This window comes from Lelliottia sp. WB101, from assembly GCF_003051885.1.
Classification (GTDB): domain Bacteria; phylum Pseudomonadota; class Gammaproteobacteria; order Enterobacterales; family Enterobacteriaceae; genus Enterobacter; species Enterobacter nimipressuralis.
On the sequence record NZ_CP028520.1, the window covers coordinates 805,212 to 824,097 of the forward strand.

Below are 18,886 nucleotides of genomic sequence, written 5' to 3' on the forward strand. Positions count from 1 at the left end.
AAGCCACAAAGTCAAACCATCACAAATAGCAATGGCACCCATACTATCGGGTGCCATTGAGCCTGTTAATCCCAGCTCAGGATCACTTTCCCGGACTGGCCCGAGCGCATCGCGTCGAAGCCTTTCTGGAAATCATCGATGCCGAAATGGTGCGTAATGATTGGCGTCAGATCCAGACCGGACTGGATCAGCGCAGCCATTTTGTACCAGGTTTCAAACATCTCACGGCCATAAATGCCTTTGATGAACAGACCTTTAAAGATGACTTTGTTCCAGTCGATAGACATATCTGACGGCGGAATACCCAGCATCGCGATACGGCCACCGTGGTTCATGGTATCGAGCATAGTGCGAAACGCAGGCGGTGCGCCGGACATCTCCAGTCCCACATCGAAGCCTTCGGTCATGCAAAGCTCGGCCATCACGTCGCTCAGGTTCTCTTTCGAGACATCCACTGCGCGAGTCACGCCCATTTTGCGCGCCAGAGACAGGCGGTATTCGTTCACATCGGTGATCACAACGTTACGCGCACCCACATGTTTCGCCACCGCTGCGGCCATAATGCCGATCGGGCCTGCGCCTGAGACCAGCACATCCTCGCCCACTAAATCAAACGACAGCGCTGTGTGAACCGCGTTGCCGAACGGGTCGAAGATCGAAGCCAGGTCATCAGAGATGTTGTCCGGAATTTTGAAAGCATTAAACGCCGGGATCACCAAATACTCAGCGAAACAGCCCGGACGGTTAACGCCTACGCCCACGGTGTTACGGCACAGATGGGTGCGTCCACCGCGACAGTTACGGCAGTGACCGCAGGTGATATGGCCTTCACCTGAGACGCGATCGCCGATTTTGAACCCCTTCACTTCCTGGCCGATACCCACTACTTCGCCGACGTATTCATGACCAACCACCATCGGAACCGGGATAGTTTTTTGCGACCACTGATCCCAGTTGTAGATGTGAACGTCGGTACCGCAAATGGCGGTTTTACGAATTTTGATCAGCAGATCGTTATGACCGACTTCCGGCTCCGGCACGTCGGTCATCCAAATCCCTTCTTCCGCTTTCAGTTTGGATAACGCTTTCATCACACGTCCTCAGGCAATCACGCCCAGTTGTTTGCCGATGCGGGTAAAGGCTGCTACCGCACGCTCGATTTGCTCAGGTGAGTGCGCCGCAGACATCTGGGTGCGGATACGCGCCTGACCTTTTGGCACCACCGGGAAGAAGAACCCAGTGACGTAAATCCCCTCTTTTTGCAGCTCGCGGGCAAAGTTTTGCGCCACAACCGCGTCACCTAACATCACCGGGATAATCGCGTGGTCGGCACCTGCCAGCGTAAAGCCTGCAGCGGTCATTTTTTCGCGGAACAGACGCGCATTAGACCACAGGCGATCGCGCAACTCAGCGCCCGATTCCACCATCTCCAGCACTTTAATAGAGGCAGAGACAATCGCCGGTGCCAGAGAGTTAGAGAACAGATACGGACGGGAGCGCTGGCGCAACCATTCGACCACTTCCTTGCGCGCTGCGGTATAGCCGCCGGACGCGCCGCCGAGCGCTTTGCCCAGCGTACCGGTGATGATGTCCACGCGACCCATCACGTCACAATATTCGTGGGAACCGCGACCGTTTTCACCGACAAAACCGACCGCGTGAGAGTCATCGACCATCACCAGCGCATCGTATTTGTCTGCCAGGTCGCACACGCCTTTCAGGTTGGCAATCACGCCGTCCATGGAGAACACGCCGTCGGTGGCGATCAGCACGTGACGCGCACCGGCTTCACGCGCCTCTTTCAGACGCGCTTCCAGCTCCTGCATGTCGTTGTTGGCATAGCGGAAACGCTTCGCTTTACACAGACGCACGCCGTCGATAATCGAAGCATGGTTCAGGGCATCAGAAATAATCGCATCTTCCGCACCCAGCAGGGTCTCGAACAGACCGCCGTTGGCGTCGAAGCAGGAAGAGTAGAGAATTGCATCTTCCATCCCGAGGAACGCCGCCAGCTTGCTCTCAAGCTGTTTGTGGCTGTCCTGCGTGCCACAGATAAAGCGCACGGAGGCCATACCAAAACCGTGGGTGTCCATGCCGTTTTTGGCAGCGGCAATCAGCTCAGGGTGATTCGCAAGACCTAAGTAGTTGTTCGCGCAAAAGTTGATCACCTTGCTGCCGTCAGCGACGGTGATATCCGCCTGCTGCGCAGAAGTGATAATACGTTCTTCTTTGAACAACCCTTCCGCGCGGGCGGTCTCCAGGTCGTTGTTTAACTGTTTGTAAAAATCACCACGCATTGCAATTCTCCAGACTCGGCAAATTTCGGCACATATTACCCAAACCTATACGTCGATACGAGATGACGCATCATCAGTTATCGTTTTTGCAGCATAAATCACGTGTACCCCTGCTGCATATCGGTGAATGGCTGAAGGGGCGCCATACTAATGATATGATATGAATATTAGTGTTCGGGACTGGCCCCGAACTCCACACTACAAAGGTTACCGTTATGATCATCGTTACCGGCGGCGCGGGCTTTATTGGCAGCAATATTATCAAGGCCCTCAATGACAAAGGCATCACCGACATTCTGGTCGTGGACAACCTGAAAGACGGCACCAAGTTCGTGAACCTGGTCGATCTGAACATCGCCGACTACATGGATAAAGAAGATTTCCTGATCCAGATTATGGCAGGTGAAGAGTTTGGCGAGATCGAAGCCATCTTCCATGAAGGTGCCTGCTCTTCCACCACCGAGTGGGACGGCAAGTACATGATGGATAACAACTATCAGTACTCCAAAGAGGTTCTGCACTACTGCCTGGAGCGTGAAATTCCGTTCCTGTACGCCTCTTCTGCGGCGACCTACGGCGGCCGTACCTCCGACTTTATTGAATCACGCGAATACGAACAGCCGCTGAACGTCTACGGTTACTCCAAATTCCTGTTCGACGAATACGTGCGTCAGGTTCTGCCGGAAGCTAATTCCCAGATCGTGGGCTTCCGCTATTTCAACGTCTACGGACCGCGTGAAGGCCATAAAGGCAGCATGGCGAGCGTGGCGTTCCACTTGAACACGCAACTGAACAACGGCGAAAGCCCGAAACTGTTCGAAGGCAGCGACGGCTTCAAACGCGATTTCGTCTATGTGGGCGACGTGGCGGCAGTGAATCTGTGGTTCTGGGAAAACGGTGTCTCCGGCATCTTCAACCTCGGTACCGGCCGTGCGGAATCCTTCCAGGCGGTAGCTGACGCGGCGCTGGCCTACCATAAAAAAGGCAGCCTCGAGTACATTCCGTTCCCGGAAAAACTGAAAGGCCGTTACCAGGCGTTCACTCAGGCCGATCTGACCAACCTGCGTGCTGCGGGCTACGATAAGCCGTTCAAGACCGTTGCCGAAGGCGTAACGGAATATATGGCCTGGTTAAACCGCGATTCACAAACTCATTAAGCGGTAACAAGGCTGCATCTGAGTGCATCCCCAGGAACATAGGATAACTATGTGACTGAGGTGAAGAAGGCAGCCAACGCTGAGACCGTTTGAAGGATGAAGTGAATGAAAATACTGGTGATTGGCCCGTCATGGGTGGGCGACATGATGATGTCGCAAAGTCTCTATCGCACGCTCAAGGCGCGCTATCCCCAGGCGATAATCGACGTGATGGCACCCGCGTGGTGCCGTCCGTTATTGTCGCGGATGCCGGAAGTGAACGAAGCGATCCCCATGCCGCTCGGACACGGGGCGCTGGAAATTGGCGAGCGTCGCAAGATCGGGCATAGCCTGCGCGAGAAACGCTACGACCGCGCGTTTGTTCTGCCGAACTCTTTCAAATCTGCCCTCGTGCCTTTCTTTGCGGGCGTCCCACACCGCACCGGCTGGCGCGGCGAGATGCGCTACGGTCTGCTCAACGATGCCCGTGTGCTGGATAAAGAGGCATGGCCGTTAATGGTCGAGCGTTACGTGGCGCTGGCGTATGACAAAGGCGTGATGCGCACAGCGAAGGATCTGCCTCAGCCGCTCCTGTGGCCGCAGTTGCAGGTGCACGACGGCGAAAAATCGCAAACGTGTAATGCGTTTGACCTTTCGGCGGAACGCCCGATGATCGGCTTCTGCCCTGGGGCAGAATTCGGCCCGGCAAAGCGCTGGCCGCACTATCACTACGCCGAGCTGGCAAAACAGCTGATCGACGAAGGCTATCAGATCGTGCTGTTCGGTTCGGCGAAAGACCACGAAGCGGGCAACGAAATCCTCGCCACCCTGAGTAACGAACAGCAGGCCTGGTGCCGCAATCTGGCAGGGGAAACTCAGCTGGAGCAGGCAGTTATCCTGTTGGCGGCCTGTAAAGCGGTCGTCACCAACGATTCGGGGCTGATGCACGTCGCCGCCGCGCTAAACCGCCCGCTGGTCGCGCTGTACGGCCCAAGCAGCCCGGATTTCACGCCGCCTCTGTCCCATAAAGCGCGTGTGATTCGCCTGATCACCGGGTATCACAAGGTCCGCAAAGGCGATGCGGCAGAAGGCTATCACCAGAGTCTGATCGATATTACGCCCCAGCGTGTCCTCGATGAACTCAACGATCTGCTGTTGAACGATGAAGGATAACGAATGCGGGTCTTGATCGTGAAAACTTCTTCTATGGGCGATGTCCTGCACACGCTGCCGTCTCTGACGGACGCGATGCGCGCCATCCCCGGTATTCGTTTTGACTGGGTGGTGGAAGAGGGCTTCGCGCAAATCCCCACCTGGCACGAGGCGGTAGACCGCGTTATCCCGGTGGCGATTCGCCGCTGGCGCAAAGCCTGGTTCTCCGCACCGATTAAAGCTGAACGCAAAGCCTTTCGCGAGGCGGTGCAGGCCCAGCGCTACGATGCAATCATCGACGCCCAGGGCCTGGTTAAAAGCGCCGCACTGGTGACGCGCCTGGCGCATGGCGTCAAACACGGTATGGACTGGCACAGCGCCCGCGAACCGTTGGCGAGCCTGTTTTACAACCGCCGCCACGCCATCGCTAAACAGCAGCACGCCGTTGAGCGCACGCGCGAGCTGTTCGCTAAAAGCCTCGGCTACGCCAAGCCTGAAATCCAGGGCGATTACGCTATCTCGCAGCACTTCTTAACGGGATCGCCCCATGACGCTCAGCCTTACCTGATCTTCCTCCACGCCACAACGCGCGACGACAAGCACTGGCCAGAATCTCACTGGCGGGAACTGATCGCGCTGCTCGGCCACACAGGCTTGCGCATAAAACTCCCGTGGGGCGCGCCACACGAAGAGGCACGGGCCAAACGGCTGGCGGAAGGGTTTGATTACGTCGAGGTTCTACCACGCATGCAACTCGATGGCGTCGCACAACAGCTGGCGGGGGCGACCGCGGTGGTTTCCGTGGATACAGGGCTAAGTCACCTGACGGCGGCCCTCGATCGACCTAATATTACGCTTTACGGCCCAACCGATCCGGGCCTTATCGGCGGCTACGGAAAAAATCAAACTATCTGCCGCCCGGAACATTCATTGCAGCTGAGCGACCTCAGCGCCGCTGCGGTTTTTGCGCAATTAGAGCCTTTGCTGGCAGCAGAGAGAGCCTATGTCTGATTTTTTCTCAGCGGAGCGTCCGCCAAAACGCGTGCTGATCATTAAGCTGCGTCACCACGGTGACGTCCTGCTGACCTCCCCGGTCTTTACCGTATTGAAAAAAAACTGGCCGGACGTGGAAGTCGATGCCCTGGTGTATGACGATACCCAGGCGATGCTCACCAGCCATCCGTATATTGACCAGGTGCATACCATTGGCCGCAACTGGCGCAAGCAGGGGTGGTTTGCCCAGCTCCGCCTGTACCGTGCGCTGCTCAAAACGCTGAAAGCGCGCCACTACGACGTGCTGATTAACCTCACCGAACACTGGCACGGCGCGCGTCTGGCGCGTCGTCTGAAACCGCGCGTCTCCGTGGGCTTTAAGCCGGAGAAACGCAGCGGGCTGGCGCGTCGTCGCTGGGTGAAATCCTTCACCACGCTGTATCCGGCGATTCAGGATAACAGTCGTCACATGGTGGAGGTGAACCTTGACGCCCTGCGTCGGATCGGGATTCACCCGCAAAACGATGACGATAAACATACGCTGTTTGTGCCAGGCGACGCGGCGGAAGCCTCAATCGCGGAAAAACTGGCCGGTTTTGGCCTTGCGAGTAAATCCTATATTCTGGTGCACCCGACCTCCCGCTGGATGTTCAAAGCCTGGGATATCAAAAAGCTGGCGGCCACCATCGACAACCTCGCCTCGCGCGGGCTGCCGATTATCCTCTCGGCTGCACCGTCGAAAGAGGAGTCGGCCTATATGGATGAGCTGCGGGCTGCGCTCAGACAACCGGTGTTTGATTTAAGCGGGCAGCTGAACCTGAAAGAGCTGGGCGCCCTAATGAAACACGCGCGGATCTACTTCGGCGTCGATTCGATGCCGATGCACCTCGCGAGCGCCGTCGGCACGCCAACCGTGGCGATTTTCGGCCCGACGGGGGCGATCAAATGGGCGCCGTGGGGCGTGAACTATCGCGTCATCACCGCCGGAATGACCTGCCAGCCGTGTGGCAAAGCAGGCTGTGGCGATGGCGGCGTGTCGGACTGCATTACGGCGATTACGCCTCAGCAGGTTCTGAGCGCCATTGATACGCTGCTGCTGGACTCTCCGGCATGAAACTGGCGATCGTCCGACAAACCTATAACCCCAACGGCGGCGCGGAGCGTTTTGTCTCCCGCGCGCTGAACGTACTGGCGCAGGATACGGCGCTGGATGTGACGCTGATTGCCCGCCAGTGGGAAGACGCTGCCGGCTGGAACACGCTGACGGTGAATCCGCCGTTCCGTAACCGTCTGACCCGCGAATCCGGCTTTGCTGACGCCGCCGCCGCGAAGTTTGCGCAGTTCGATATCGTGCAAAGCCATGAGCGCATTCCGGGCGCGACGATTTTCCGCGCGGGCGATGGTGTTCACGCCACCTGGCTTGAGCAATACAGTCGAATTTTGTCGCCGCTGTCGCGCTGGGCGCAGTCCCTGAGCCGCTATCATCGCTATATTTTGCAGGCAGAAACGCGGATGTTTACCCATCCGCAGCTGCGCAAGGTGATCTGCAACTCGAAGATGGTGCGCGACGATATTGCCCGCCGCTTTGCGCTGCCGGACGATAAATTAACGGTGATTTATAACGGCGTCGATACCCAACATTTCTCGCCCGACGTGCGCGCGCTGTCCCAGCGTGATGCGTGGGGCATTCCGCGCCATGCACCGGTGCTGGCGTATGTCGGGTCCGGCTTCAGTCGCAAAGGGGTGGCTATTGCCCTGCGGGCCATTGCGCCGCATCCTGACGTCTGGCTGGTGATCGCCGGGCGCGATAAACATGCCCGTAAATTCGAAAAGCTGGCTCAGACCCTCGGTGTGGCATCCCGCGTACGTTTTCTGGGACCGGTTGCCGATGTTCGCCAGGTGTACGGCACCGCCGATGCGCTGATCCTGCCGACTCTTTACGATCCGTTCCCGAATGTCTGCGTCGAAGCGCTGGCCTGCGGTCTACCGCTGATGACCAGCCACGGCTGCGGTGCGGCGGAGTGGATCGAAGAGGGCGTTAACGGTTGGGTACGTGATGCCCTCGACAGTAACGGCTATCAGCAGGTCGTCGGCGAATGGCTTAAAGGGCGAGAACTCGGGCGGGACTATTCAGCAGCGGCGCGCGCCACTGCTGAACCCTACACTCTTGAGAGAATGGCGAAAGAGCTACAGTCGCTCTATCACGATTTGCTGCGCTGAGCGGCATCAGAGAAAACTTTCTCCATCGCATCTAGCATGCATTCGCGCGTAAAATGGGCGCACAGGTAGTCATATCCCTGCTGCGCCAGCGTCTCGCGAAGATTCGCGTCGTTATACAGTTTCTCAATCGCCCCTTGCAGCGCAGACTCATCACGCTGAGCAATCAGCAATCCCGTTTTGCCGTCGATCACCGCATCCGCTGTACCACCCGCATCGGTGGCTATGGTCGCGATACGTGAGGCCAGCGACTGCAATACCCCCTGCGGAACCCCTTCCATATCGTGCGATGGGCTAAGGGCGATATCAAACGCCGGGAACCAGCGCTCCGGATCGCTGCGATGCCCGGCCATGAGCACGCGCTGCTGCAACCCCAACGCGGTGATCTCCTGCTCTAGCGTCGCCTTGTGTGGCCCCTCACCGACGATCGCCAGTTTAATACGCGGGTTATCGATCTTCGCCAGAGCGCGCAGCAGCACGCTGTGGCCTTTGTTCGGGCGCAGATGCGAGACCACGCCGAGCCAGAAATCATCCTGCGTCAAACCGCAGTGCTCACGGGCCTGCTGTTTATCAGCAGGATGAAAACGCTGAGTATCTACCCCACTAGGCACCGAGGTGCTCTGTGCCATCGGCACACCAATATCAGCCACCTGATGGCGAAGCGCCTCGCCCGTGGTCACAATATGGGCGCAGGCTTTGCGAAACAGCCAGCGGGTCGTCCAGTTGTTACGTGGAACGCCCGACGCATGGCGAGTACGTACCAGCGGGACGGGATTCGAGAGAGTCAGGTTGGCGAGCGCCACCAGCCAGGTATCCGCAGAATTGTGACTATTGATGACATCTATAGATTTTCGGTTGTCTTTTAACCAACGACGCAGCAACTGCAGATTTTTGAAATTTTTGCGCTTCAGCGGCATCGTCACTACCGTCAGCCCAGCTTCACGGGCCAAGGCGTGCAGCGGCGCCGTTTCCGGGCAGAGAATGGTCACCTGATGGCCGCGATGAATAAGCCCTAATGATTCATTGATAATGCGCAGCGGCTGCCCGCCTTTGCCACCATCTGCTTCAGTGTGAACAATATGCATACATTTCCTGTTAAGAATCTCACCTGAATAACTCTAATTGATAGCCCGGGAGGATCTTTGTCCTGTAGGCATATGTTTTTAGTCTCTACCCGATATAATACAGCACGAATGGCTTCACCAACACAGGTGGCCTGCTTTGAGCCCATCGGAGACAGTATGTTCGACAAACCTTTATTGAGCCTTGTAGTCGCCGTTTATAATGGTGAAAAATTTCTGAGTGCATTTTTCGAAAGTATCAAAGCTCAAAAACTGGACAGTCTGGAACTCATCGTTGTGAATGATGGCTCTGGCGATAAATCGGCAGAGATACTTGCGCAATATAGCAGCGAATTTGACCGTTACCGGGTGATCGATCAGGCTAATCAGGGTGTATCGGCGGCCCGAAATACAGGTCTCGCTGCCGCAACGGGTGAGTATGTCGCTTTTCCAGATATTGATGATGTCATCTACCCTGGCATGTATTCGCGCCTCCTTGAGATGGCTACGCTTAACAACCTGGATGTTGCTACCTGTAATGGCACATATGTCTATGATGACGGCAGACCCAATAAAAAAATATTCCCGTCGGATAAACTTCAATCAACTGAGGTGCTGGACGGACCTACCTGGCTTCAACGCGCGCTCTCTTCGCGAAAATTTTTGCACGTTACGTGGTTAAATATTTACCGTCATGAATTTATTAAGAAACAGGGATTTACATTCGAGCATGGTCTACGACATCAAGATATTCCGTGGACCACTGAAGTGCTACTGACTGCGGAACGCGTTCAATATACGGACGAAGTATTTTACGATTACCTCATCCACTCAGCTTCCGTATCACATACACCGGGTACGGATGACACCCGGATACGTAACGCGCATCATTATATGAAAATTCTCGAAATGCTGGATGCGATCAACCAACGCTATCCAGAATTGGTGCGAAAAGTACCAGCCAGTCAGTGGCAAATCGCAAAAGAAGGGCTAGGTATTCTTCACGCCATTAATAACATTACGGATCTGACGAAAAAACGTGAAATTATCAGGGAGCTGTTTGATCGCGGAATTTGGTCACTGATCTGGAAAAACGCCCGTGGGCTGCGCCAGCGCTGGCGATTAGGCCGTCGATACTTCCGATTGAAAAGGTATCTGGCATAAGAGATAGCTTTACATGAACTAAATGCTTAGAATTTGCCCGCCGAAACTAAAAAACGGATAATCGCTTGGAATTGTTGTATACCGCCCTGCTTTACATCATTCAGCCACTGGTGTGGCTGCGACTGCTGCTTCGTAGCCGTAAGGCGCCTGCGTATCGAAAACGCTGGGCTGAACGTTATGGCTATTGCCGCAATAAAGTCGCCCCGGACGGTATTTTACTGCACTCCGTATCCGTCGGTGAGACGCTGGCGGCAATCCCGCTGGTGCGCGCCCTGCGCCACCGCTATCCGTCATTGCCTATCACCGTCACCACGATGACCCCGACCGGCTCCGAACGCGCCATGTCGGCCTTCGGCAAAGACGTGCATCACGTCTATCTGCCGTATGATTTACCCTGCGCCATGAACCGCTTCCTCAACACCGTGCGTCCAAAGCTGGTGATCGTGATGGAAACCGAACTGTGGCCAAATATGATTTCCGCCCTGCATGCCCGTAAAATTCCACTGGTCGTCGCGAACGCCCGTCTGTCGGAGCGTTCGGCGAAGGGCTACGGCAAGCTGGGCAGCTTTATGCGCCGCCTGCTGTCAAAAATCACGCTGATCGCCGCGCAAAACGAAGAAGATGGCGCACGCTTTATCTCCCTTGGGCTGAAGCGCAATCAGCTCGCTGTCACCGGCAGCCTGAAATTTGATATTTCCGTCACACCGGAACTCGCCGCCCGCGCAGTCACGTTACGTCGCCAGTGGGCGCCGCGTCGTCAGGTGTGGATTGCCACCAGTACTCACGACGGCGAAGAAGAGATTATCCTGCAGGCCCATCGCCAGCTGCTGGCGAAATTCCCGGACCTCCTGCTGATTCTGGTCCCTCGCCATCCGGAGCGCTTCAAAGATGCCCGTGAAATGGTGCAGAAAGCCGGATTTAGCTTCACCTTGCGCAGCAGCGGTGAGATCCCGTCTGGCAGCACTCAGGTGGTGATTGGCGATACGATGGGCGAACTGATGCTGCTGTACGGAATTGCCGATCTGGCCTTCGTCGGCGGAAGCCTGGTTGAGCGCGGCGGTCACAACCCGCTGGAGCCGGCCGCACACGCGATTCCGGTGCTCATGGGCCCGCATATTTTTAACTTCAAAGATATCTGCGCTAAATTGCAGCAAGCCGACGGCTTAATTACCGTAACGGATGTGGATTCAGTCGTGAAAGAGGTTTCTACTCTGCTCACCGACGAAGATTACCGCCTGTGGTATGGCCGCCATGCCGTCGAAGTGCTGCATCAGAATCAGGGCGCCTTGACCCGTCTGCTGCAACTTCTGCAACCTTATCTGCCTCAGCGGAGCCACTAATGTCGACGCGTCTGTCGGTCGTAATGATCGCCAAAAACGCCGCTGACCTGCTTCCGGACTGCCTGGCGTCTGTCGCCTGGGCCGACGAGATTGTCCTCCTTGATTCAGGCAGCGAGGACAACACCACGGAAATCGCCCGCGCTGCGGGAGCGAAAGTCTTTGTCGATACGGACTGGCAGGGTTACGGCATTCAGCGCCAGCGCGCGCAATCTTTTGCCACCGGTGACTACGTGCTGATGATCGATACCGACGAGCGCGTCACACCGGAACTTCAGCAATCCCTATTGTCTGTTCTGGCTGCGCCCCAGCCTGGCGCCGTTTACAGTATCGCCCGCCAAAACTATTTCCTTGGTCGTTTCATGCGCCACAGCGGCTGGTATCCAGACCGCGTGATGCGCCTGTATGAGCGCGAGCGCTACCAGTACAACAGCAATCTGGTGCACGAGTCGCTGGAGTGCGCGAGCGCAAAGGTCATCCCGCTGTCAGGCGATTTACGCCATCTCACCTGCCGGGACTTTGCCAGCTTCCAGCGCAAACAGCTCAGCTACGCAACCGCATGGGCGCAGGAGCGTCATCAGCGCGGCAAGAAAGCCTCGATTGCCGGAATCTTCGCCCACACGCTGGGGGCGTTTCTCAAAACGCTGATACTGCGAGCAGGCGTGCTGGATGGTAAACAGGGCTGGCTACTGGCAGTGGTGAATGCGCAGTATACTTTCAACAAATACACCGAGCTGTGGGCTTTGAACCGCGGCTACTCAGAGAAAGCGTGAGCCATGAGCACAAAAGCGATTTATCCGGGTACCTTCGATCCGATCACTAACGGTCATCTTGATATCATCACCCGCGCAGCGAGCATGTTCGATCGGGTGATTCTGGCCATTGCCGCCAGCCCAAGTAAAAAGCCGATGTTCGATCTGGATGAACGCGTCTCGCTGGCGACCGCTGCGATTGCGCATCTGCCAAATGTGGAAGTGGTGGGTTTTAGCGATCTGATGGCGAATTTCGCCCGCGCACAGCAGGCTACTATCCTGATTCGCGGGCTTCGCGCCGTGGCCGATTTTGAATATGAAATGCAGCTGGCGCACATGAACCGTCATCTGATGCCGGAACTCGAAAGCGTGTTCCTGATGCCGTCAAAAGAGTGGTCGTTTATCTCATCGTCCCTGGTAAAAGAGGTGGCGCGCCACGGGGGCGATGTGACGCACTTCCTGCCAGCGAACGTCCATCAGGCGTTGATGGATAAGCTCAAATAATTCACTTCTGGCACTGGCGGCAGTAAAACGTCGCCCGCTGCGCATGTTTCGACGCCGCTATCGGCGTGCCACACACTCTGCACGGCTCCCCTTTTCGGCCATACACCTGCAGCTCCTGCGCAAAATAGCCCGGTTTACCGTCGCTTTGCAGGAAATCCTTCAGCGTGGTTCCTCCTTGCTCGATCGAGCGCAGCAGGACCGCTTTAATCACCTTCACCAGCAATTTGCATTCTTGATCGGAAAGCGAAGAGGCGAGCCGATCGGGATGGATCCCGGCAGCAAACAGGGATTCACTGGCATAAATGTTACCGACACCCACCACCAGCTTGTTATCCATCAGCCAGGGTTTAATCGGGGTTTTCTTCTTCGCGCACTTCGCCTTCAAATAGTCGGCGTTGAAATCCGAACTGAGCGGCTCAGGGCCAAGATGGGCCAGCACGTTGTGCCCTTCCAGCTCTTTGGTCCATAGCCATGCGCCAAAGCGGCGAGGATCGGTGTAACGCAACACTTTGCCGTTGCTCATCACCAGATCGACGTGGTCGTGTTTTTCGGCGGGTAACTCTTCAGTGAGAATTCGCAGGCTCCCGGACATCCCCAGATGGATAATGATCCAGCCATCGGGTAATTCCAGCAGCAGATACTTGGCGCGACGCTGCACGCTGAGCACAGGCTTATCACTGAGAGCGTGGATCTCATCGGAAACGGGCCAGCGCAGGCGGCCATTACGGACGACAGCGTGAAGAATGGTTGCACCCACCAGATGAGGCTCAATTCCACGGCGGCTGGTCTCTACCTCAGGTAATTCAGGCATGTTTCCTCCATTGAGATACACAGAATGCAAAAAACCCCGCGATTGCGGGGTTTTTCTTCAAAGAAAACTAAAATTATTTGATTTTAGCTTCTTTGTACAGCACGTGCTGACGGACAACTGGATCGAACTTTTTCAGTTCCAGTTTTTCCGGCTTAGTACGCTTGTTCTTCGTGGTGGTGTAGAAGTGACCTGTACCAGCAGAAGAAACCAGCTTGATTTTCTCACGAATACCTTTAGCCATGATTTATTTCCTCGTTAAGTACTTAGTACTTTTCGCCACGGGCACGCAGTTCGGACAGAACTGTATCGATGCCTTTCTTATCAATAACACGCATACCTTTAGCAGATACACGCAGGGTGACAAAACGCTTCTCGCTCTCAACCCAAAAACGGTGAGAGTGCAGGTTCGGCAGGAAACGGCGTTTAGTCGCGTTCAGTGCGTGGGAACGGTTGTTACCGGTCACCGGACGCTTGCCAGTAACTTGGCAGACTCGGGACATGTCTATTCTCCAAAAATCAAATTAGCTCGAGCTTCGTATGGGGTATCGGCGCCTCGTCAGGCTTTACAGCCCGGTCATCGCGGTTCTAAGCGAACTCTCGATTGCCAGGCCCAAATGCCAAACCCGAGATTCTCAAAGGTGGCGTAGTATACGCTGACTCGACGATGTGCTCAAGTCCCGAACAGACAAAGATCCCGATGGATCGCGCGAAATGGTCTAAATCCAACCATATTCGGCAAAAGAAACATACTCTCCCCGACCGATAACTAAATGGTCAAGCACACGAATGTCCATGAATTGACAGCATTTGATGATACGCTCAGTGATCTCTTTGTCGGCTTGACTTGGTTTAGCGCAACCCGAGGGGTGATTATGCGCGAGGATCACGGCGGCTGCATTCACTTTTATCGCTTCACGCACAATTTCTCGCGGATGCACCTCCACATGACTCAAGGTACCCGAGAATAAACGGCAATGTTTTAGCACCCGGTTTTGGTTATCGAGGAAGATCACCATAAAGATCTCGCGCTCAACATCAGAAAGCTGGCTCTGCAAAAAATCCCGCGTCATTTCAGGGCTTATCAGGGGATTATCCTCAAGCATCCGCACGCTGTGATAGCGCCTCGACAGCTCGGCAATCCCTTTTAGCTGGGCAAATTTAGCCACGCCTATCCCTTCGACATGCTTAAATTCTGCAAGCTCGGCGTTGAGTAGGCCGTAGAGCGAGCCAAAATGCTCAAGCAGCTGCTGCGCCAGTACAAAAACACTCTTCCCGGACGTGCCGGTGCGCAAAAAGAGTGCCAGCAGTTCGGTATCCGTCAGAGACGTAATGCCGGAGTGCAGCATTTTTTCTCGCGGCAAGAGCGGCAATGTGAAATCCATATCCCTTCTCCTTTTTTCTTTCATCCTGACACAGGATTCGTGGCCGCTCGACAGGCTCTTTTCGTTCTTGCGTAGCGCCTCGCAAAGGGAGGCACGCACAAAATCACGCCACTTTTGGGATTGTGATAAAATGCCCGTTCTCTGGTGAAACCCAACAGGAAAGAATCATGATGAGCCTGGCCGGTAAAAAAATCGTTCTTGGCGTGAGCGGCGGCATTGCCGCCTATAAAGCGCCAGAACTGGTGCGCCGTTTGCGCGAGCGCGGGGCCGATGTGCGGGTCGCGATAACCGAAGGCGGCAAAGCCTTTATCACGCCCCTGAGTTTGCAGGCAGTTTCTGGATACCCGGTCTCTGACAGCCTGCTGGACCCTGCGGCAGAAGCCGCCATGGGCCATATTGAGCTTGGCAAATGGGCAGACCTGGTGATCCTCGCCCCCGCGACGGCTGATTTAATCGCCCGCGTCGCTGCCGGTATGGCAAACGATCTGGTCTCTACCATTTGCCTGGCCACACCCGCTCCGGTCGCCGTGGTTCCGGCCATGAACCAGCAGATGTATCGTAACGCCGCTACCCAGCATAATCTTGACGTGTTGGCCTCTCGCGGCCTGCTGATTTGGGGCCCGGACAGCGGCAGTCAGGCCTGCGGTGATATCGGCCCAGGCCGTATGCTAGACCCTCTTGCCATTGTCGATATGGCTGCGGCCCATTTTGCCCCTGTCAACGACCTGCAACATCTCAACATCATGATTACGGCGGGCCCCACGCGTGAACCCCTGGACCCGGTGCGTTATATCACCAATCACAGCTCCGGTAAGATGGGCTTCGCTATCGCCGCAGCGGCGGCAAAACGCGGGGCGACGGTCACGCTGGTGAGCGGGCCGGTCTCGTTGCCCACGCCATCGTCTGTGCAGCGAATCGACGTAACCACAGCGCTGGAAATGGAAGCCGCTGTCCAGGCGCACGCGCAAAAACAGCACATATTTATCGGCTGCGCCGCCGTTGCGGATTACCGCGCAGAAACCATTGCTGACGCAAAAATTAAAAAGCAAGGCGATGAATTAACGATAAAAATGGTGAAAAACCCGGATATCGTCGCGGGCGTTGCTGCATTAAAAATGCATCGACCTTACGTCGTTGGATTTGCCGCAGAAACGAATAATGTGGAAGAATACGCCCGGCAAAAACGTACCCGCAAAAATCTCGATTTGATTTGTGCGAATGATGTATCGCTGGCGACACAAGGATTTAATAGCGACAGCAATGCACTGTACCTTTTCTGGCAGGATGGAGAGAAAGTCTTACCGCTTGAGCGCAAGGAACTCCTGGGCCAACAATTACTGGACGAGATCGTTACCCGTTATGATGAAAAAAATCGACGTTAAGATTCTGGACCCGCGCGTTGGCCAGCAATTTCCGCTGCCAACTTACGCCACCACCGGCTCTGCTGGTCTTGACCTGCGTGCCTGTCTCGATGACGCCGTAGAGCTGGCACCGGGTGCCACTACGCTTATCCCAACTGGTCTGGCGATTCACATTGCCGACTCGTCACTGGCGGCGGTGATCCTCCCTCGCTCAGGTCTTGGTCATAAGCATGGTATCGTGCTGGGCAATCTGGTTGGGCTTATCGATTCTGACTACCAGGGTCAGCTGATGGTCTCTGTCTGGAACCGTGGCCAGGATAGCTTCACCATTGAGCCGGGCGAACGTATCGCACAGATGGTCTTTGTGCCAGTGGTTCAGGCAGAATTTAACCTGGTGGAAGATTTTGATGCCACCGATCGCGGCGAAGGCGGCTTCGGCCACTCAGGGCGCAAATAAGCCTAACAGTACGCATCTCACAGCGTAATAACGCGATAACACACCGCAAACAACAGTTTGCGGTCGCTGTGTGGATGCCAGCCGTAAAAGCGCGTATTTTCAGGGGTATTTTGTAACATGGCAGAAAAACAAACCGCGAAAAGGAATCGTCGCGAAGAAATACTTCAATCTCTGGCTCTGATGCTTGAATCCAGCGATGGCAGCCAACGCATCACCACCGCGAAACTGGCCGCCTCTGTTGGCGTATCAGAAGCGGCGCTCTATCGTCATTTCCCCAGCAAAACGCGGATGTTTGACAGTCTGATCGAATTTATCGAAGACAGCCTAATCACCCGCATCAATCTGATTTTAAAAGACGAAAAAGACACGACCGCGCGCCTGCGTCTGATTGTGCTGCTGATTTTGGGTTTTGGTGAGCGCAATCCGGGTTTAACCCGCATTCTGACCGGTCATGCCCTCATGTTTGAGCAGGACAAACTTCAGGGGCGCATCAACCAGCTGTTCGAGCGCATTGAAGCGCAGCTGCGGCAGGTTTTGCGTGAAAAGAAAATGCGTGAAGGCGAAGGTTACGTTACTGACGAAACCTTGCTGGCCGGGCAACTTCTGGCTTTCTGCGAGGGGATGCTTTCCCGCTTTGTGCGCAGCGAGTTCAAATATCGCCCGACGGACGATTTCGACACTCGCTGGCCGTTAGTGGCTGCTCAACTCCAGTAAATCTTATCCGGCCTATGTGATGCGTAGGCCCGGTAAGCACAGTGCCACCGGGCAATTCACTCAAACGCCAAACGCTTCACGATACGCCTGCACCGATGCCAGGTGATCCGCCATTTCAGGCTTCTCTTCCAGATAGGCAATCAGGTCTTTCAGCGTGATGATCGACGTCACTTTACAGTGGTAGTCGCGCTCGACTTCCTGAATCGCCGAGATCTCGCCACGGCCACGCTCCTGACGATCCAGAGAGATCAGCACGCCAGCAAGCGTTGCGCCGTTAGCCTGAATGATCTCCATGGATTCACGGATCGCGGTTCCTGCGGTGATCACGTCGTCCACCAACATCACCCGACCCTGCAACGGGCTGCCGACCAGGTTGCCGCCTTCACCGTGCGTTTTGGCTTCTTTACGGTTGAAGCAGTACGGCAGGTCACGATCGTGGTGTTCCGCTAACGCCACCGCCGTCGTGGTCGCAATCGGAATCCCTTTGTAAGCCGGACCAAACAGCAGATCGAAATCAATCCCGGAATCCACCAGCGCTTCGGCGTAGAAACGGCCTAACAAAGCCAGATCGCGCCCGGTATTAAACAGGCCGGCATTGAAGAAATAGGGGCTTTTGCGCCCGGATTTCAGCGTAAATTCGCCGAACTTAAGAACCTGCTTGTTAAGCGCAAACTCAATAAACTGGCGCTGATAGGGTTTCATGGATTTGCTCCTCATCTTACTTATCATCATTTTGGTTTACGCAACATCATTCACGCCCTATCGGCAGCCGACAAAGAGACGGCGCTCAGGATGAAGCATAAAAAAAAGGGCGACAACGTCGCCCTTACATCAATTTTCTAACGCCGCTTTCTGCGCCGCGACAATGGATTCGATTCCCCCTCGGGCTAACGCCAGCAAGGTAAGAAGCTCTTCGTGGGTGAACGGCTCGCCCTCTGCCGTGCCCTGCACCTCAATAATGCGACCATCTTCGGTCATCACGACGTTCATGTCGGTTTCTGCGGCGGAGTCTTCAACGTACTCAAGATCGCAAAGGGCTTCGCCTTTTACAATCCCAACGGAGACAGCGGCCACCATCCCTTTCATTGGGTTGGTTTTCAGTTTACCGGCGGCAACCAGTTTGTTCAGCGCATCGGCAAGCGCCACGCAAGCGCCGGTGATGGACGCGGTACGCGTGCCGCCATCAGCCTGAATCACGTCGCAGTCCAGCGTGATGGTGAATTCGCCCAATGTTTTCAGATCCACCGCCGCACGCAGTGCGCGAGCAATCAGACGCTGAATTTCCATCGTGCGGCCACCCTGCTTCCCTTTTGCCGCTTCGCGAGCGTTACGGGTGTGGGTCGCACGAGGAAGCATGCCATATTCGGCAGTGATCCAGCCTTGGCCCTGACCTTTCAGAAAACGCGGAACGCCTTCATCGATAGAGGCGGTGCACAGCACTTTGGTGTTACCGAATTCAACAAGCACGGAGCCTTCAGCGTGTATTGTATAGTTACGGGTCAGGGTGACGGGGCGCACCTGATTGGCGCTACGGCCTGCTGGACGCAT

The 18,886-nt window shown here is 55.6% G+C and carries 21 protein-coding genes; 12 read left to right on the forward strand and 9 right to left on the reverse strand.

The features are described 5' to 3' along the window. Positions 1-65: 65 nt before the first annotated feature. Both tdh and kbl read right to left on the reverse strand, forming a co-directional pair. A complete protein-coding gene (gene tdh, locus DAI21_RS03815) occupies positions 66-1,091 on the reverse strand; it encodes an L-threonine 3-dehydrogenase (RefSeq protein ID WP_107702525.1) in 1,026 nt (341 codons plus the stop codon). 9 nt (positions 1,092-1,100) lie between these two features. Next, positions 1,101-2,297 carry a glycine C-acetyltransferase gene (gene kbl / locus DAI21_RS03820; RefSeq protein WP_107702526.1) on the reverse strand — a complete coding sequence of 399 codons (1,197 nt, stop codon included), beginning with the start codon at positions 2,295-2,297 and terminating at the stop codon, positions 1,101-1,103. Positions 2,298-2,512: 215 nt separating this feature from the next. Between kbl and rfaD the strand changes: the two genes are divergently transcribed. From rfaD to DAI21_RS03845, 5 genes are all read left to right on the forward strand, one after another. After that, the gene (rfaD, locus tag DAI21_RS03825; protein WP_102105062.1) at positions 2,513-3,454 is read left to right on the forward strand and encodes an ADP-glyceromanno-heptose 6-epimerase; all 942 of its coding nucleotides are present in this window, start codon (positions 2,513-2,515) and stop codon (positions 3,452-3,454) included. A gap of 105 nt (positions 3,455-3,559) precedes the next feature. Then, positions 3,560-4,606, forward strand: coding sequence for an ADP-heptose--LPS heptosyltransferase RfaF (gene rfaF, locus DAI21_RS03830; protein WP_107702527.1), 1,047 nt, complete (start codon positions 3,560-3,562; stop codon positions 4,604-4,606). 3 nt (positions 4,607-4,609) lie between these two features. Continuing rightward, on the forward strand, positions 4,610-5,596 hold the full coding sequence (gene rfaC / locus DAI21_RS03835) for a lipopolysaccharide heptosyltransferase RfaC (RefSeq protein ID WP_107702528.1): 987 nt from the start codon (positions 4,610-4,612) through the stop codon (positions 5,594-5,596). Next, positions 5,589-6,692, forward strand: a complete 1,104-nt coding sequence (gene rfaQ, locus DAI21_RS03840; protein ID WP_100778189.1) for a putative lipopolysaccharide heptosyltransferase III — start codon at positions 5,589-5,591, stop codon at positions 6,690-6,692. Before rfaC ends, rfaQ begins: the two co-directional genes overlap by 8 nt. Continuing rightward, positions 6,689-7,798, forward strand: a complete 1,110-nt coding sequence (locus DAI21_RS03845; RefSeq protein WP_107702529.1) for a glycosyltransferase family 4 protein — start codon at positions 6,689-6,691, stop codon at positions 7,796-7,798. The genes rfaQ and DAI21_RS03845 overlap by 4 nt, the downstream gene beginning before the upstream one ends. Here DAI21_RS03845 and DAI21_RS03850 read toward each other — a convergent pair. Then, positions 7,780-8,880: a glycosyltransferase family 4 protein gene (locus DAI21_RS03850; RefSeq protein ID WP_107702530.1), complete on the reverse strand. Its 1,101-nt coding sequence runs from the start codon at positions 8,878-8,880 to the stop codon at positions 7,780-7,782. The two genes, DAI21_RS03845 and DAI21_RS03850, sit on opposite strands and share 19 nt — an antisense overlap. A gap of 156 nt (positions 8,881-9,036) precedes the next feature. On the opposite strand from DAI21_RS03850, the gene DAI21_RS03855 reads away from it, so the two are divergent. From DAI21_RS03855 to coaD, 4 genes are all read left to right on the forward strand, one after another. Further along, positions 9,037-10,020, forward strand: a complete 984-nt coding sequence (locus tag DAI21_RS03855; RefSeq protein ID WP_107702531.1) for a glycosyltransferase — start codon at positions 9,037-9,039, stop codon at positions 10,018-10,020. A gap of 65 nt (positions 10,021-10,085) precedes the next feature. Beyond that, a complete protein-coding gene (gene waaA, locus DAI21_RS03860; protein ID WP_107702532.1) occupies positions 10,086-11,360 on the forward strand; it encodes a lipid IV(A) 3-deoxy-D-manno-octulosonic acid transferase in 1,275 nt (424 codons plus the stop codon). Beyond that, positions 11,360-12,130, forward strand: a complete 771-nt coding sequence (locus tag DAI21_RS03865; RefSeq protein ID WP_107702533.1) for a glycosyltransferase family 2 protein — start codon at positions 11,360-11,362, stop codon at positions 12,128-12,130. Before waaA ends, DAI21_RS03865 begins: the two co-directional genes overlap by 1 nt. Positions 12,131-12,133: 3 nt before the next feature. Then, a complete protein-coding gene (coaD, locus tag DAI21_RS03870; protein WP_107702534.1) occupies positions 12,134-12,613 on the forward strand; it encodes a pantetheine-phosphate adenylyltransferase in 480 nt (159 codons plus the stop codon). A gap of 1 nt (position 12,614) precedes the next feature. Here the strand turns inward: coaD and mutM are convergent, their stop codons facing one another. The 4 genes from mutM to radC all read right to left on the reverse strand — a co-directional run bounded on the left by mutM (position 12,615) and on the right by radC (position 14,806). Then, positions 12,615-13,424, reverse strand: coding sequence for a bifunctional DNA-formamidopyrimidine glycosylase/DNA-(apurinic or apyrimidinic site) lyase (mutM, locus tag DAI21_RS03875; RefSeq protein ID WP_107702535.1), 810 nt, complete (start codon positions 13,422-13,424; stop codon positions 12,615-12,617). Positions 13,425-13,497: 73 nt separating this feature from the next. After that, positions 13,498-13,665, reverse strand: coding sequence for a 50S ribosomal protein L33 (rpmG, locus tag DAI21_RS03880; protein WP_003024094.1), 168 nt, complete (start codon positions 13,663-13,665; stop codon positions 13,498-13,500). A 22-nt stretch (positions 13,666-13,687) separates the two neighbouring features. Beyond that, the gene (rpmB, locus tag DAI21_RS03885; protein ID WP_002436699.1) at positions 13,688-13,924 is read right to left on the reverse strand and encodes a 50S ribosomal protein L28; all 237 of its coding nucleotides are present in this window, start codon (positions 13,922-13,924) and stop codon (positions 13,688-13,690) included. 216 nt (positions 13,925-14,140) lie between these two features. Beyond that, the gene (radC, locus tag DAI21_RS03890; protein WP_102105072.1) at positions 14,141-14,806 is read right to left on the reverse strand and encodes a DNA repair protein RadC; all 666 of its coding nucleotides are present in this window, start codon (positions 14,804-14,806) and stop codon (positions 14,141-14,143) included. Between the two features lie 170 nt (positions 14,807-14,976). Here radC and coaBC point away from each other — a divergent pair, with 170 nt between their 5' ends. From coaBC to slmA, 3 genes are all read left to right on the forward strand, one after another. Then, the gene (coaBC, locus tag DAI21_RS03895; protein WP_199908244.1) at positions 14,977-16,188 is read left to right on the forward strand and encodes a bifunctional phosphopantothenoylcysteine decarboxylase/phosphopantothenate--cysteine ligase CoaBC; all 1,212 of its coding nucleotides are present in this window, start codon (positions 14,977-14,979) and stop codon (positions 16,186-16,188) included. After that, entirely contained in the window at positions 16,166-16,624 is a 459-nt protein-coding gene (gene dut / locus DAI21_RS03900) for a dUTP diphosphatase (RefSeq protein ID WP_164971809.1), read from the forward strand. Before coaBC ends, dut begins: the two co-directional genes overlap by 23 nt. A gap of 117 nt (positions 16,625-16,741) precedes the next feature. Continuing rightward, a complete protein-coding gene (gene slmA / locus DAI21_RS03905) occupies positions 16,742-17,338 on the forward strand; it encodes a nucleoid occlusion factor SlmA (protein WP_100778201.1) in 597 nt (198 codons plus the stop codon). 60 nt (positions 17,339-17,398) lie between these two features. Here the strand turns inward: slmA and pyrE are convergent, their stop codons facing one another. Both pyrE and rph read right to left on the reverse strand, forming a co-directional pair. Beyond that, a complete protein-coding gene (gene pyrE, locus DAI21_RS03910; RefSeq protein ID WP_102105074.1) occupies positions 17,399-18,040 on the reverse strand; it encodes an orotate phosphoribosyltransferase in 642 nt (213 codons plus the stop codon). 129 nt (positions 18,041-18,169) lie between these two features. Beyond that, positions 18,170-18,886 (reverse strand): ribonuclease PH, encoded by a 717-nt coding sequence (gene rph / locus DAI21_RS03915; RefSeq protein WP_100778203.1) that lies wholly within the window; start codon positions 18,884-18,886, stop codon positions 18,170-18,172.